The 15,114-nt window shown below is 62.2% G+C and carries 13 protein-coding genes; 11 read left to right on the top strand and 2 right to left on the bottom strand.

From position 1 onward, the window contains the following. Positions 1-6 precede the first annotated feature (6 nt). Positions 7-2,826 carry an insulinase family protein gene (locus tag EZI54_RS08230; RefSeq protein ID WP_242674387.1) on the top strand — a complete coding sequence of 940 codons (2,820 nt, stop codon included), beginning with the start codon at positions 7-9 and terminating at the stop codon, positions 2,824-2,826. A 56-nt stretch (positions 2,827-2,882) separates the two neighbouring features. On the opposite strand, the gene mtnA is transcribed toward EZI54_RS08230, so the two are convergent. After that, positions 2,883-3,956: an S-methyl-5-thioribose-1-phosphate isomerase gene (gene mtnA / locus EZI54_RS08235; RefSeq protein ID WP_131480888.1), complete on the bottom strand. Its 1,074-nt coding sequence runs from the start codon at positions 3,954-3,956 to the stop codon at positions 2,883-2,885. 158 nt (positions 3,957-4,114) lie between these two features. On the opposite strand from mtnA, the gene EZI54_RS08240 reads away from it, so the two are divergent. The 9 genes from EZI54_RS08240 to EZI54_RS08280 all read left to right on the top strand — a co-directional run bounded on the left by EZI54_RS08240 (position 4,115) and on the right by EZI54_RS08280 (position 10,842). Then, a complete protein-coding gene (locus EZI54_RS08240) occupies positions 4,115-5,446 on the top strand; it encodes a TRZ/ATZ family hydrolase (RefSeq protein WP_131480890.1) in 1,332 nt (443 codons plus the stop codon). 40 nt (positions 5,447-5,486) lie between these two features. Then, on the top strand, positions 5,487-6,215 hold the full coding sequence (ubiG, locus tag EZI54_RS08245; protein WP_131480892.1) for a bifunctional 2-polyprenyl-6-hydroxyphenol methylase/3-demethylubiquinol 3-O-methyltransferase UbiG: 729 nt from the start codon (positions 5,487-5,489) through the stop codon (positions 6,213-6,215). Then, the gene (locus EZI54_RS08250) at positions 6,212-6,892 is read left to right on the top strand and encodes an HAD-IA family hydrolase (RefSeq protein ID WP_131480894.1); all 681 of its coding nucleotides are present in this window, start codon (positions 6,212-6,214) and stop codon (positions 6,890-6,892) included. The genes ubiG and EZI54_RS08250 overlap by 4 nt, the downstream gene beginning before the upstream one ends. 39 nt (positions 6,893-6,931) lie before the next feature. Further along, positions 6,932-7,675 carry a YciK family oxidoreductase gene (locus tag EZI54_RS08255; RefSeq protein ID WP_131480896.1) on the top strand — a complete coding sequence of 248 codons (744 nt, stop codon included), beginning with the start codon at positions 6,932-6,934 and terminating at the stop codon, positions 7,673-7,675. A gap of 28 nt (positions 7,676-7,703) precedes the next feature. After that, positions 7,704-7,943: a glutaredoxin family protein gene (locus tag EZI54_RS08260; RefSeq protein ID WP_131481069.1), complete on the top strand. Its 240-nt coding sequence runs from the start codon at positions 7,704-7,706 to the stop codon at positions 7,941-7,943. Between the two features lie 101 nt (positions 7,944-8,044). Next, the gene (yaaA, locus tag EZI54_RS08265) at positions 8,045-8,818 is read left to right on the top strand and encodes a peroxide stress protein YaaA (RefSeq protein WP_131480898.1); all 774 of its coding nucleotides are present in this window, start codon (positions 8,045-8,047) and stop codon (positions 8,816-8,818) included. A gap of 9 nt (positions 8,819-8,827) precedes the next feature. Beyond that, on the top strand, positions 8,828-9,028 hold the full coding sequence (locus EZI54_RS08270) for a DUF2788 domain-containing protein (protein ID WP_131480900.1): 201 nt from the start codon (positions 8,828-8,830) through the stop codon (positions 9,026-9,028). Between the two features lie 162 nt (positions 9,029-9,190). Continuing rightward, the gene (gene rdgC, locus EZI54_RS08275) at positions 9,191-10,129 is read left to right on the top strand and encodes a recombination-associated protein RdgC (RefSeq protein ID WP_131480902.1); all 939 of its coding nucleotides are present in this window, start codon (positions 9,191-9,193) and stop codon (positions 10,127-10,129) included. Between the two features lie 275 nt (positions 10,130-10,404). Then, positions 10,405-10,842, top strand: coding sequence for an REP-associated tyrosine transposase (locus EZI54_RS08280; RefSeq protein WP_131480904.1), 438 nt, complete (start codon positions 10,405-10,407; stop codon positions 10,840-10,842). Between the two features lie 292 nt (positions 10,843-11,134). On the opposite strand, the gene EZI54_RS08285 is transcribed toward EZI54_RS08280, so the two are convergent. Then, positions 11,135-13,870: a bifunctional acetate--CoA ligase family protein/GNAT family N-acetyltransferase gene (locus EZI54_RS08285; protein ID WP_131480906.1), complete on the bottom strand. Its 2,736-nt coding sequence runs from the start codon at positions 13,868-13,870 to the stop codon at positions 11,135-11,137. A gap of 305 nt (positions 13,871-14,175) precedes the next feature. Here EZI54_RS08285 and EZI54_RS08290 point away from each other — a divergent pair, with 305 nt between their 5' ends. Further along, positions 14,176-15,105 (top strand): histone deacetylase family protein, encoded by a 930-nt coding sequence (locus EZI54_RS08290; protein WP_131480908.1) that lies wholly within the window; start codon positions 14,176-14,178, stop codon positions 15,103-15,105. Positions 15,106-15,114: the final 9 nt, after the last annotated feature.

Here is a 15,114-nt window from a genome sequence, read left to right on the forward strand (position 1 = left end):
GTTGTGTTGATCGGTCACAGGTCCCCGTTTCGTTTACTGGTCCTTCTGCTTTTTGTCACCCTGCCCCACCTGGCGCTCGCCGCCGCAACGCCGGTCAAGAGCCCCAACGACGATAACCAGTATCGCTATCTGGTGCTGGATAATGGCCTGCAGGTCCTGCTGATCTCCGATCCCGATGCGGATAAAGGCGCGGCAGCGATGAACGTTGCGGTCGGCAGCGGCAATGATCCGGAGAATCGCCAGGGCCTGGCCCACTTCCTGGAACACATGCTCTTCCTGGGCACGAAGAAATACCCCAAGCCGGGTGAATACCAGCAGTTCATCACCAGCCACGGCGGCAGCCACAACGCGTTCACGGCGTTCCGCGATACCAACTTCTTCTTTGACATCCAGGCGGATTCCCTGGAGCCGGCACTGGACCGATTCGCGCAACAGTTCTCGGCGCCGCTGTTCACCGCCGACCTGGTGGAACGGGAAAAGAACGCGGTGAACTCGGAATACTCCTCGAAGCTCAAGGACGATGGCCGTCGTTACTTCTCGGCCGAAAAGGCGGTGTTCAACCCGGAACATCCCTACAGCCGATTTGCCGTGGGCAGCCTGGACACCCTGGCCGACCGCCCGGGCGATCCGGTACGCCAGGACCTGGTCGATTTCTGGAAGAGCCATTACTCCGCCAACCTGATGACCCTGGTGGTCTATGGCAGGCAATCCCTCGATGCCCTGGAAAAGATGGTGCGCCCGCGCTTTTCAAGGATCGAGAACCGCCACCTGGACAAGACCGATTACAACGCACCCCTGTTCAAACCGGGCTTCCTGCCGGCCTTCATGCAGGTGCAGTCGCTGAAGGATATGCGCCAACTCGACCTGACGTTCCCGCTGCCGTCCATGGAGGAGGAATACGCGGATAAGCCGACGGGCTACGTCGCCAACCTGATCGGCCACGAGGGCCAGGGCAGCCTGCTGAACGTGCTGAAAAATGCCGGGCTGGCCGACAGCCTGTCGGCCGGACAGGGCCAGGACGACGGTCACCAGACCAGCTTCAACATCAGTATATCGCTGACGCCCAAGGGCGCGGAAAACTGGAAGACCGTCGTCGCCCTGACCTTCGATTACATCGACAGGATCCGCAAGGACGGCATCCAGAAGACCTACTACGACGAGCTGAAGCAACTCTCGGACATCGGCTTCCGCTTCCAGGAGAATTCGTCGCCGATCCACAAGGTCAGCTCGCTGGCCATGCAGCTCCAACGCGTGGCGCCGAAGGACGTGCTGCAGGCCCCTTACATGATGCAGGACTACACGCCCGAGAAATACCGGGCTGTGCTCAAGCAACTGACGCCGGACAACGCGCTGATTTCCCTGATGACGCCCAAGGCCCTGCCGAAGGACGCGCCCAGAACCAAGTGGTACGACACGCCCTATCAGGTCCGTTCGTTCAACGCCGCCGACCTGGAGGATGCCCCCAAAGACCTGGTCGCCCAACTCGGCCTGCCGGCGCCCAACCCGTTCATTCCGGAAAACTTTGCCATGGTCGACGGCAAGACCATGGATCACCCCATTGCCCTGTCGGGCCAGGTTGCCCCAAAGGTCTGGTACGCGCGGGACAAGCGGTTTGGTGCTCCCAAGGCCGACGTCTACCTGAGCCTGCGCTCGCCGCTGACCCGCGACTCCGCACGCGGCCAGGTGCTGACCAGCCTGCTGGTGGACAGCATCAAGGATAATCTCAATGCCTACGCCTACCCGGCCCAGCTCGCCGGCCTGGATTACGCCGTCTACAACCACCTGCGCGGCATGACCATCCGGGTCAGCGGGTACGACGACAAACTGCACGTGCTGCTGCGTCGAATCATGAACCAGGTGGCTCACCCGGACATCGACGCCCAGCGTTTCCAGATCAATCGTCAGCAACTGATCGACGACCTGCGCAACCAGAAGAAGAGCAAGCCCGTTCAGCAGGCGGCGATGAAACTGCAAAGCGCCCTGATTGAAGGTGCCTGGTCGGTGGACGACAAGCTGGCTGCTGCCAATGCGGTCACGCTTTCGGACCTGCGTGACTTCGCCGGCCAGTTCCTGGCCGAGGTGGATCCGGTCATGCTGGCCCACGGCAACCTGACCGAAGCCGCCGCCATGAACCTCCAGCGCCAGGCCAATGCCATCCTGTTCAGCGACAGCACCATCGACGACGTGCCCCGCAGCGGTGTCCGCCAGTTGCCCAAGGGGGAATTGACGGTGAACCTGCAGGTGGATCACCCGGATACCGGCTACGCGCTGTACCTGCAGGGCGACTCCACGGACTTCGATGAGCGGGCCCGTTTCGACGTCCTGGCCCAGATCATCGGCGCGCCTTTCTACGAAAGCCTGCGCACCCAGCAGCAACTGGGATACATCGTCTCGGCAAGCTCCTTCGAAATGCTGGAGGTGCCGGCCCTGGGCTTCATGATCCAGTCACCGAAGGCCAGCGCCGCCGCCATCGACCAGGCAGTCAGCGACTTCCTGAAAGGCTTCGACAAGAATCTGGCCGACATGAGCAAGGTCGACCTTGAGCGGGAAAAGCAGGCTGTCCTGAGCCAACTACTGGCGCAGGATCGCCGCTTGAGTGAGGTCTCCGAACGTTACTGGCAGGAGATCGACCGGGGCGAGTTCGACTTCGACAGCCGCCAGCAACTGGCCAGGGCCATTCGCAACGTCACCCTGGACGATGTGCTCACCACCTACCGCCAGACCATCGAGCCGCGCCTGCACAGCCTGCGGGTATCGACCGGTGCCGGGAAGGCAGCCGATGACAGCGCACTGGCGCAACTCAAGAGCGCACCGTTCGTCTACTGATCCGGCAAGCGCCCCGCCCGGCACTGTTGTATTGTCGCGCGGGGCTCGTCCCTCAATTACCGGCGGCCGAACATGGCGGTCATCTGTTCGGCATCCGGCTTCTCGATCACGCCTTTCTCGGTAACGATGGCGTCAACCAGTTCCGCCGGCGTCACATCGAATACCGGGTTGTAGACCGGCACTTTGCCCGGAGCAATGGCCACGCCGCGCACCGCCCGGACTTCCGTACCGTCCCGCTCTTCGATGGGGATGTCCGCGCCGGACAGCAACGCCATGTCGACGGTGCTGGAGGGCGCCACCACCATGAAACGCACACCGTGGTGACGCGCCAGGATGGCCAGGCTGTAGGTGCCGATCTTGTTGGCGACGTCACCGTTGGCGGTAATCCGGTCCGCCCCCACGATGACCCAACGGACCTCCCCCTGGCGCAGGATCTGCGCGGCGGCGCTGTCCGCATTCAGCGTAACGGGGATGCCTTCCTGTTGCAGCTCCCAGGCGGTCAGACGGCTGCCCTGCAGCCAGGGCCGGGTTTCGTCGGCATAGACCCGTTTCAGGCGGTTGGCGTGCCACAGGCTGCGAACCACGCCCAGGGCCGTGCCGTACCCGCCGGTAGCGAGGGCGCCGGTATTGCAGTGGGTCAGCACCGAAAACGGCGCCTCTTCCATGATCGACAGCGCGTGACGTCCCATCAGCCGGTTGGCGGCCACATCCTCGGCGTGGATGGCCTCGGCTTCGCCGGTCAGGCTGGCAATCGCCTCATCCGGCGCCTGGCAGGCCTGCAACCGGGTCTTCATCCGTTCCAGGGCCCAGAACAGGTTGACGGCGGTGGGCCGGGAGGCGGCCAGGACATCGATCGCCTCGCCAATCACCGTTTTCCAGTCGTCCTGCACCCGCGCCTGGATCGCCGCCAGTACGACACCGTAGGCGGCGCTGATCCCGATTGCCGGCGCCCCGCGGACCACCATATCCCGGATAGCATCTGCGACGCCCTGAGGATCCTGGTAGGTCAGCCACACTTCCTGGTCTGGCAGCAGGCGTTGATCCAGCAGCGCCAGGCGGTCGCCATGCCAAAGGATCGCCAGGGTGCCGAGACTGTCGGGGCCGGGCGTCGGTGCGGATTGATCAATCATTAAAAAGCGTCCTGATATTGGGAAGTTACTGGCTGCAATTATAACGCCTTGAAGCTCTGCGGGGCACGCGGATCGCTGGTTCCACCGGTCCGACGTCGCTATACTGGCGTGCATACCGGCCCGCGCCGACATTCCATGGAAAACCAACCAGGACAGGCATGACCGCTGACACCATCACCGCTGTCGACACCCGAATCAACGCCCGCTGGATAATCCCGGTGGTTCCGTCCGGTACGGTTCTCAACCACCACGCCCTGCTGATACAGGGCGACCGGATTGCAGCCATCGTACCCCAGGACGAAGCCGACCAGCGCTTTCGTGCGCGGGAAACCCTCGACCTGAATGACCATGTGTTGCTGCCGGGCCTGGTCAACGCCCACGGCCACGCGGCCATGTCGCTGATGCGGGGACTGGCCGACGACCTGCCGCTGATGACCTGGCTGAACGACCACATCTGGCCGGCCGAGGCCAAATTCGTCAGCGACGAGTTCATTGCCGACGGCACCCGGTTGGCGCTCGCGGAAATGCTGCGCACCGGCACCACCTGTTTCTCGGACATGTACTTCTTCCCGGAAGTCGCCGCCCAGGTGGCCACCGACGTGGGCATCCGCAGCCAGATCTGCTTCCCGGTCCTGGATTTCCCCACGGCCTGGGGCGATGGACCGGCGACCTACCTGAAAAAGGGCGCGGACCTGATCGACCACTGGGGCGAGCACAGCCACACCCGCATTGCCATCGGGCCGCATGCGCCCTACACCGTCTCGGACGGACCGCTGAAAGACATCGTCAGCCTCGCCGCTGACAAACAGACAGCCATCCAGATCCACCTCCACGAGACGGCGTTCGAAGTGGCCGATGCCCTCGAGAGAACCGGCACACGCCCCACGCAACGGCTGGCTGATCTCGGCCTGCTCTCCGGGAGCACCCAGTGCGTTCATATGACACAGGTGGACGGCAGCGACCTGACCCTGGTGGCGGAGAGCGGCGCCCACGTGGTCCATTGCCCGGAATCCAACCTGAAACTGGCCAGCGGTTTCTGCCCGGTGGACAAGTTGCAGAAGGCCGGCGTGAACGTGGCCATCGGGACCGACGGCGCCGCCAGCAACAACGACCTGGACCTGTTCGGCGAGGTCAGCACCGCCGCGCTGCTGGCCAAGGCGGTGGCCGAGGACGCGTCAGCACTGTCCGCCCACGATGCGCTGGCGATGGCCACCATCAATGGCGCCCGCGCCCTGGGCCGCGAACAGGAGATCGGCTCGCTGGAAGCCGGCAAACTGGCGGATGTGATCGCCATCGACCTGAGTGATCCGTTCAACCAGCCGATATACGACCCGGCCTCGCACCTGATCTACAGCCGTCATGGCCGCCAACTGAGCCACAGCTGGATCGGCGGCGTACCTCAGGTTCAGGACGGCGTCCTGACGCGCATCGACGTGCCGGACCTGATGCTGCGGGTCGACCACTGGGCGCAACGCATTCGCCAGGGCTAATCCCCTGACTCGTTATTGTTTTCTCACAGGAAAGACACGAATGAGTGGTAACAACGTAGACCGCAACGAGATTGCCAAATTTGAGGCGCTGGCCAGCCGCTGGTGGGATCCCAACAGCGAATTCAAGCCGCTGCACGACATCAATCCGCTGCGCCTGAACTACATCGACGAGCGCGCGCCCCTGCCCGGTCGCAAGGTGCTGGACGTCGGCTGCGGCGGCGGCCTGCTCAGCGAGGGCATGGCCCAGCGCGGTGCACACGTCACCGGTATCGATATGGGCGAGGCACCGCTGTCGGTGGCCCGGCTCCACGGCCTGGAATCCGGTATCGAGGTGGACTACAAGCAGATTCCCATCGAAACCCTGGCGGAGGATCCGGCCCACATCGGCCAGTACGACGCCATCACCTGCCTGGAAATGTTAGAGCACGTACCCGAGCCGGGGTCGATCATCCAGGCCTGCGCCAAGTTGCTGCGCCCGGGTGGCGACCTGTTCGTCTCCACCATCAATCGCAACCCCAAGTCGTTCCTGTTTGCCATCGTGGGCGCCGAATACGTGCTCAACATGCTGCCCAAGGGAACCCATGAGTGGCGCAAGTTCATCCGGCCCTCCGAGATGTCGGACTTCCTGCGCCACGCCGGGTTCGAAGTGAAGGACCTGACCGGCATGACCTTCAACCCGATCACCAGGGTCTACAAGCTGGGCCGCGACGTGGACGTCAATTACCTGATGCACGCGCGCCTGGACGACGGCGGGAGCGGTCCGGCGTGAAGCGACCGCGTGCCATCCTGTTCGACCTGGACGGGACGCTAATCGATACGGCGCCGGATTTCATCCGCTGCCTGAACGCCGTCCGCGCCCGTTACAAGCTGCCCCACCTGCCCGAGCCCGAGATCCGCGAGTCGGTGTCCGACGGTGCGCGGGCGATGATCCATGTGGGGTTCGGGCTGACGCCGGAAGACGAGGACTATTTCGACCGGCACAGCGAGTTCCTGGACCTTTACGAAAGCGAGATCGCCGTGGAGACCAAGCTGTTTCCCGGCATGGAAACCCTGCTGACCTGGCTGGAAGAAAATCGCATCGCCTGGGGCATCGTCACCAACAAGCCGCGCCGATTCAGCGTGCCGCTGCTGCACGCGCTAGACCTTCATGACCGGAGCGATGTTCTGGTCTGCCCGGACGACGTGGATCAGCGCAAGCCTCATCCCGAATCCCTGCTCCTGGCCAGTGAGCTGTTGCACATTCCCGCCGCGGAGTGTATCTACGTCGGCGACCACGCTCGCGATATAGAAGCCGGCAAACGCGCGGGCATGACCACCGTGGCCGCCCGCTACGGCTACATCCGCCACCCCGGCGAGATTCCCGGCTGGCAGGCCGATTTCATCATCGATTCCGCCGGTGAACTGCTGGCCATGCTGCAGAACCGGTACACTGGAAAAGAAGCCTGAGGGGCCCGCCCCGGGTTCCCGGATCAAGGAGCGCAGACCATGCAAGATTACAAGGCACCTGCCGACCTGCTGAAAGATCGCATCATCCTGGTCACCGGCGCCGGCGACGGCATCGGCCGGTGTGCCGCCAAGACCTATGCCGCCCACGGAGCGACGGTTATCCTGCTGGGCCGGACCATCAGCAAGCTGGAATCGGTCTACGATGAGATCGAGGCCGCGGGTCATCCCCAGCCGGCGATTGTGCCGATGAACCTGGAAGGCGCTGCGGTCAAGGATTACGAGGAGATGGCCATGACCATCGAGGAATCCTTCGGGCAGGTGGACGGCATCCTGCACAATGCCGGCCTGCTGGGCCAGCGCACGCCGATCGAACTCTACGATCCGGAAATCTGGGAGCAGGTGATGCGGGTCAACGTGACCGCACCATTCCTGCTCTCCCGGGCGCTGATCCCGGCCATGCGCAAGTCCGACGACGCCTCCATCGTGTTCGTCTCCTCCAGCGTGGGCCGCAAGGCCCGGGCGTACTGGGGCGCCTATTCGGTGTCCAAGTTTGCGCTGGAAGGTCTGAGCCAGCTCCTGGCGGACGAGCTGGACGACGAGCGCCACAACGTGCGGGTAAACAGCCTCAACCCCGGCGCCACCCGGACCAACATGCGCGCCCACGCCTACCCGGCCGAGAACCCGGACAGCAACCCGACGCCGGAAGACATCATGCCGATGTTCCTGTACCTGATGGGGCCGGACAGCCACGGCGTGACCGGCCAGCAGCTCGACGCGCGGTGACCCCATGAGCCAGGACGCGCTTCATCCCATGCAACTGGTGTTTTACACCACCGACAACTGCCAGCTTTGTGGACTGGCCGAGACCCTGCTCGTACAGACCCCCATGGATCCACCGATCCCAGTGGACGTGGTGGACATCGCCCAATCCACGGAACTGGTCGCCCGTTACGGCGAACGGATCCCGGTATTGCGCCGGGCCGACAATGGCCGCGAGCTGGACTGGCCGTTTACCCGGGACGACCTGATGGTTTTCCTGGATAAAGCCTGAGCTGATGCACCGCATAGCCAGACTCAATTTAAACGCCGGCAATTTATAATTTATGATTATGGCTGTTTTTAATAGCCTGACCCGACATTGAGGACCCAATCATGCTGATGGTCATTTCCCCGGCCAAGAACCTGGATTACGAAAGCCCCCTGGCGACACAGAAATACACCCAGCCGGCCTTCCTGGACGACGCCTGCGAACTGATCGACCAGCTCAAGACGCTGGAGCCGCACCAGGTCAGCAACCTGATGGGCATCAGCGCCAAACTGGGCCAGTTGAATGCCGAGCGCTACCAGCAGTGGCATACCCCGTTTACGCCGGACAACGCCCGCCCGGCCGTGCTCGCCTTTAACGGCGATGTCTACACCGGACTCGATGCGCCGTCGTTCGACGACAAGGATTTCGAGTTTGCCCAGGACCACCTGCGCATCCTGTCGGGTCTCTACGGCATCCTGCGTCCGCTGGACCTGATGCAGCCGTATCGACTGGAGATGGGCACCCGGTTCGAGAACAGGCGCGGTAAGGACCTCTATGCCTTCTGGAGCAACAAGCTGACCATGGCGCTGAATGACGAACTGGCGGATGAAGGCCAGGTGCTGATCAACCTGGCGTCCAACGAGTACTTCAAGAGCATCAAGAAGAAGGAACTGGACGGTCGCATCATCACGCCGCAGTTCAAGGACTGGAAGAACGGCCAGTACAAGATGATCAGCTTCTACGCCAAGAAAGCCCGCGGGTTGATGTGCGCCTACGCGATCAGGAACCGGATCAATGAGCCGGAGGCTCTCAAGCAGTTCGATTGGGCAGGCTACCGCTTCAGTGAAGAGCAGTCCAACGGCGACAACTGGGTTTTCCTGCGGGACGAACCGGCCTGATCAGCGTCCATGAGTGAAGCCCTGTTTTCCGAGATCGCCCTTTATGTGCTGTTGACGGCGTTGATCGCCTATATGGGCTTTATCGTCTGGGATCTCGCCAGGAAATCCAACGCCGGCCGCTTCGGCACTGCGCTTCTGTTCATGGTACTGGGGGCCGGTGTCGTGGGCTTCGTCATCAAGACGATCCTGGTTGAAACGCTGGATTTCTGAGTTCTCCCAGCGACTTACCGAGCCGCAGACCAACCGTCCGTTATTTCGACACTGACCTTTGCCCCCGCTTTGTGCTTCAATGCGCAATCATCTTCTGCCGGAGACGATCAACCCTCCGGCCCATCACGTTTCAACAACCATTCAACTCAGGGAAACATCTGAATGTGGTTTCGTAATGCCCGTATCTATCGATTCACCAAGCCGTTCAACGTATCCGTCGAGGAACTGGAGCGCCAACTGGGTGAGTCCGCCTTCAAACCCTGCGGTCCGCAGGAATCCTTCCGCCAGGGCTGGGTACCACCGTTGGGACGCCACGGCCAGCAGTTGGTGCACAGCGCCAACGGCTATCACCTGATTGCCCTGCGCAAGGAAGAGCGTGTGCTGCCGGCCGCCGTCCTCAAGGAAGCAGTCACCGAGCGGGTCGAGATGATCGAGGCGGAGCAGATGCGCAAGGTGCCGCGCAAGGAAAAGGACGAGATCAAGGAGCAGCTGACCCAGGAAATGCTGCCCCGGGCCTTCACCAAGTCCAAGCGGACGTTCGCCTACCTGGCGCCGCAGGATGGCTTCATGATCGTCGATGCCGGTTCCGACAAGCAGGCCGAGGAAATCGCCACCACGCTGCGCAAGTGCATCGGTTCCCTGCCGGTCCGCCCACCCGCGCTGGAACAGGCGCCGACCTTCACCTTCTCCGGCTGGCTGAGCGAAACCATCGACCTGCCCCCGACCTTCTCACTGGGCACCGAGTGCGAGCTCAAGGACACCAGTGAAGACGGCGGCGTGGTGCGCTGCAAGGGTCTGGACCTGCTGGGCGACGAGATCCGCAACCACCTCAATGCGGGCATGCAGGTCACCAAGCTGTCCCTGGGCTGGGAGGACAGCCTGACCTTCGTGCTGGACGAGGAACTGGCCCTGCGCCGCCTCAAGTTCGGAGACACCTTCCAGGAAAAGCTGGACGACGTGGACGCCGACGATGCCGCCGCCAAGTTCGACGCCGCATTCACGCTGATGACGCTGGAACTGGCGCGCCTGATCCCGGCGTTGCTGGAAGCGCTGGGTGGCGAGGATCGTTCGGCGATCGTGGATGAGGAAGAAGCGGCGTAATTCCGCTACTTGCAGGCAGCCCTGCGGGCTGCTCCGAAGCTGAAGCATCGGCTACATTGCCAGTCAACTCGAGCATGTAGCAGATGCTTTAGCTTCTGAGGCGCCGTAAGGTGCCCCGACTTACTGAGGTGCTGATAGAAGCGCACCTTCCAAACCGCCTCAATGCTAGAGCATCGACCAAATCACCGGTCAACTCGAGCGTGTAGCAGATGCTTTAGCTTCTGAAGCGCCGTAAGGTGCCCGTTGAATGCCAACTCCATGGAAGGAGTTAATTCTTGAGTTATAAGAACGCCACCGCCCACCGACATTCAATAGCAGGCCAAGAGTACCTGGTCACTGCATGCACTCAGAATCGCTATCCGGCTTTCCAGGACTTCAACACGGCCCGGGCTGCCGTCGCTGCGTTAAGGAAAACGGAAGAGAATGGTCTGGCAAAAGTCATGGCTTGGGTCATTATGCCCGACCACCTGCACCTTCTATTGGCGCTGACTGGCGTCGGAAGCCTCGGAGACGTTTTAGCTCACCTGAAAATTCAGGCATCACGAAATGCCGGTAGCAAAATCCCCTGGCAAAAGGGCTATCACGAGCGGACGCTGAGAAGAATCGAGGACCGACAGGATATCGCGCGATACATTATTCTTAATCCTGTACGCGCTGGGATAGTGCGAACCGTTCGCGAATATCCACATTGGGATTCGATGTATTTGGGCTAAGGTGTAAATCCTGATGGATGGCTGCCCTCTGGGCAGCTCCGAAGCTGAAGCGTCGGCTACATTGCCAATCAACTCGAGCATGTAGCAGATGCTTTAGCTTCTGAGGCGCCGACAGGGGCCCTGTTATGGCCTCAGTCGAAACTTTAAGAATATCGACAACACGCTAGCAGCCCTGCGGGCTGCTCCGAAGCTGAAGCGTCGGCTACATTGCCAGTCAACTCGAGCATGTAGCAGATGCTTTAGCTTCTGAGGCGCCGAAGGTGCCCTTTTAAGCTTATGCTGGGCAAAAACTTTACCCTCGCAACCTCTCCCTTTGCCAATCCGTTTCCGGCTCATTGAGCGGCAGGCGCAGGTCCAGGACGTCTTCTTCCATGTTGTAGGTGATCTCGAATCCGAGATGACGCGCCAGGTTGAGCATGGGGTGGTTGTCCGGCAGCACGTTGCCGATCATTTCGACGGTGCCGCGGGCGCGGCAGTAGTCGATCATCTTGCGCATGAGGATGTAGCCCAGGCCCTCGCCTTTCATGTCATCACGCACCATGACGGCGAATTCGCACTGGAGGTTGTCGGCATCGGTCCAGACGCGCACGGTGCCCAGGGTTTCCTCGCCGGTGCCGTCTTCGCGCTCGGCATTGGCGATAAACACCATCTCCCGGTCGTAGTCGATCTGGACCATCTGGGCCACGTCTTCGTGGGAGAAATGCTTGCGATACTGGAAGAAGCGGTAACGGATCGACTCCGGTGACTGGTGATGATGGAATTCCAGGTGCGCCGGCTCGTCCTCCGCCAGCACCGGCCGCACGATCACCTTGCGCCCGGATTTCGGCAGGACCACCCACTCCTCAAGCTCCCGCGGATACGGCTGGATGATCGGGCGTCCCGGCTCCTCCGCCAGGTCAATCGCCACGTCCACCGCCACGGCGCCATGTCGGTCAAACAGCAGTGGCAGGATTTCCAGGCCGCGAATGTGCGGGATGTCGATCACGATCTGGGACAGGGTGACCAACGTTTCGCAGATCGCCCGGATATCTTCCTCGGGCTGCAGGCTGTACTCCCGCAGCAGGCGGTACATGTAGGTTCGCCGCAACAGCTCCTTGGCCAGCACCATGTTCAATGGCGGCAGCGCGATCTGGCGGTCGGTCATCACGTTCACACTGGCGCCGGCCGCGCCGCAGACCACCAGGGGACCGAATACCGGGTCCCGCGTAATCCCGACGCTAAAGGCAATGCCGCCCAGGTGCTGGTAGGTGCGCTGGACGGCAAAGCCCAGGAAGCCGCTGCGGGGAAAGTGGGCGCGATACTCGTCCATCAGGACCTGGCACGACTCGATGATTGCCGACTCGCTGTTGAGCCCCTGGATGGTCGACTTGTAGCGCCCCCGCCCGGTCTGCTCCTCCATGAACGGATGACAGCCACGCTCGTGGATCAGGGTAACGTCAATGGGCCGGCGCTCAACCTGGAAGCTTTCCACGACCCCTTCCACATCATCGCAGTAGACCGTGTCCACGGCACGAATACCGTAGTCGCGGATGACTTCCCTGGCCTCGCTGTTGGACAGGTGGTTGCGGCCGGAGCGGTGCGCTTTCATGACGATCTTGCGGGCGACCGAGCTGTCGGCGAAGTGATCGGTGAAGGACTCCGGGGTCTCCCGCAGCAATCGCTGGACCCGCTGGTGATGGACATGCTGCATGAAGGCATTGACCGCTTTCTCCGGCGAGAAGAACGAGGGAATGCCCGCCCGGTAAAACTCATCCCTGGCCTCCAGCACCGTACTCTGGCCCAACCAGCAGGTGAAGGTGTTCAGTCGGGTACCCTTGCTGGCCTGCACCACGGCATCGGCAATCTGTAGGCTGTCTTCAGTCAGACTCGGGGCATACATCACCAGCACGTTGGACACGTTGGGATCCTTGGCCAGGATCCGCAAAGCCTCGGCATAGAGTTCCGGTGACGCGTCGTAGTTCAGGTCGATGGGATTCTTGCGGGTCCAGTAGGACGGCAGGTGCTTGGCCAGGGACTCGATGGTCTCCGTCGATAGCGTCGCCAGTTCGCCATCCAGTCCCGCCAGACGATCCACCGCCAGCACGCCCGGCCCGACACCGTTGGCCATGATCACCAGCTCTTCCCGGCGCACCGGGCGCATGCGGGTCAGCGTTTCCAGGGCGTCGAACATCTGGCCAAGGCCGTCGACCCTCAAGACACCGGCCCGGCGCAGCACCGCGTCGTAGATCGGATCGGTGCGCGTCACGCCCACCGGACGCTGTACCGGCAACCATTCGGATTCCGGCACCCGGCCACTCTTCACGGCAATCACGGGCTTGGTCCGGGAGGCCACCCGCACCGCCGAGATGAAGCGCCGGGGATTGGGAATGCTTTCAATATGCAGAAGGATGGCCCGGCATCGGGTGTCCTGGGCCAGGTAATCGATCAGGTCATCGTGACCGATGTCCATGCCGTCACCCAGGGTGAGGAAATGGGAGAACCCGACACCCCGGGCAAAGGCCCAGTCGATGATGGAACTGGCAATCGTACCGGACTGGCCGACGAAGGCGACCTTGCCCGGTATGGCGCCCATATGGGCGTAGGTGGCGTTCAGGCTGCGGAACGGCACCATCAGGCCGATGGTATTGGGGCCCAACACCCGAATACCGGCCTCGCGCGCCGCATCGCGCACCGAGTACATCAGCGGCTGTCCGGTCTTGCTGTGGGCCCGGGACATCCCGCCGGTCATTACGATGGCCGTGCGGACACCCGCCTCGCCCAGTTGGCGGATCATCTTCGGCACGGTATCCGGCGGCGTACAGACGATCGCCAGATCCGGCTTCATCGGCATCCGCGATACCTTGGGGACGCAAGGTACGCCGTGGACGTTCTGGTACTCATTACGGTTGATCACCAGCAGCTGCCCCGGGAAGCCGCCGGCCATCAGGTTCCGCAGCACCATACCGCCCAGGTTGTCCGCCCGTTCCGACGCGCCGGCAATCACGATCGACTCCGGATTGAACAGGCTTTCCAGATACCGTGTGCCCAAGTCGTCGCCCCTCCAGCAGGCCGCGTCATTACCCCGGAGTGCGGCAAAGCGACCTGGCTCGAATGCCAGGCGCCTTGCCACCCCTCCTCAATCTGCCTCTCATGTTAGGCGGTCCGGCGTGGATTTAAAACGAAACTTTTTGGATTGGAAACGACCGATTGTCGCAGGCTTGCCCCCATGACCGGGCACCAAAAACCTCCGGAACGACGGCTCACATCCCCACCAAAGAAGCAAAGCGAGTCCCCGTCATCCCTGATAACATGAGAAAGGACAGGCCATAGCGCACCGGTTACACGGGACCAATAATGACAACTGCGTTCTTCTACCACGATGACTTCCTGAAACACGACATGGGCCCGGAGCACCCCGAGTCCCCGGAACGGCTGAAGGCCATCATCAGTTACCTTGCCGACACCGATCTGGAGCAAGAGCTGGATTGGGTACGGCCGGAGGAGATTACCCGGGACCAGCTCCTGCAGGTGCACCCGGAGAGCTACCTCAGCCAACTGGATATGATGCAGCCCACCCGCGGCCGCGTGTTCACCGATCCCGACACCGCCATGATGCCCCACACGCTGCGCGCTGCCCGCCTGGCTGCCGGCGCCAACGTGCAGGCGGTCGACATGGTGCTGTCCGGACAATCCACCAATGCGTTCGTGGCTGCACGCCCGCCGGGCCATCACGCTGAGCGCGGCAAGTCGATGGGCTTCTGTTTCTACAACAACATCGCCCTGGCCGCCCGGCATGCGCTGAACTTTCACGGTCTGGAACGGGTCGCCATCATCGACTTCGATGTACACCAGGGAAACGGAACGGTCGACATCGTCCAGGGCGATGAGCGGGTCCTGATGTGCTCAAGCTTCCAGCACCCCTTCTACCCCCACTCCCATGTCTATCGGCTGCCGGAGAACATCATCAACACGCCGATTGCCGCCGGGACGTCCGGGGCAGACTACCGGCGCACGGTGGAAGAGGCCTGGCTGCACCGCTTACAGGATTTCAAGCCGCAGTTGGTACTGGTCTCCGCCGGATTCGATGCGCATAAGGCGGACCCGCTTGCCGAGCTGCAACTGGATGCCGCTGATTACCGATGGCTTACAGACCTGATTACCTCAATCGCCCGTGACTACGCCGACAACCGGGTGGTTTCCAGCCTGGAAGGCGGCTATAACCTGAAAGCACTGGCCGAGGGCGTTGCCGCCCACCTGGAAGGTCTGGTTGCCATTGAGGACTGAACCGCCCAG

The organism is Marinobacter halodurans (assembly GCF_004327985.1).
Lineage (GTDB): Bacteria > Pseudomonadota > Gammaproteobacteria > Pseudomonadales > Oleiphilaceae > Marinobacter_A > Marinobacter_A halodurans.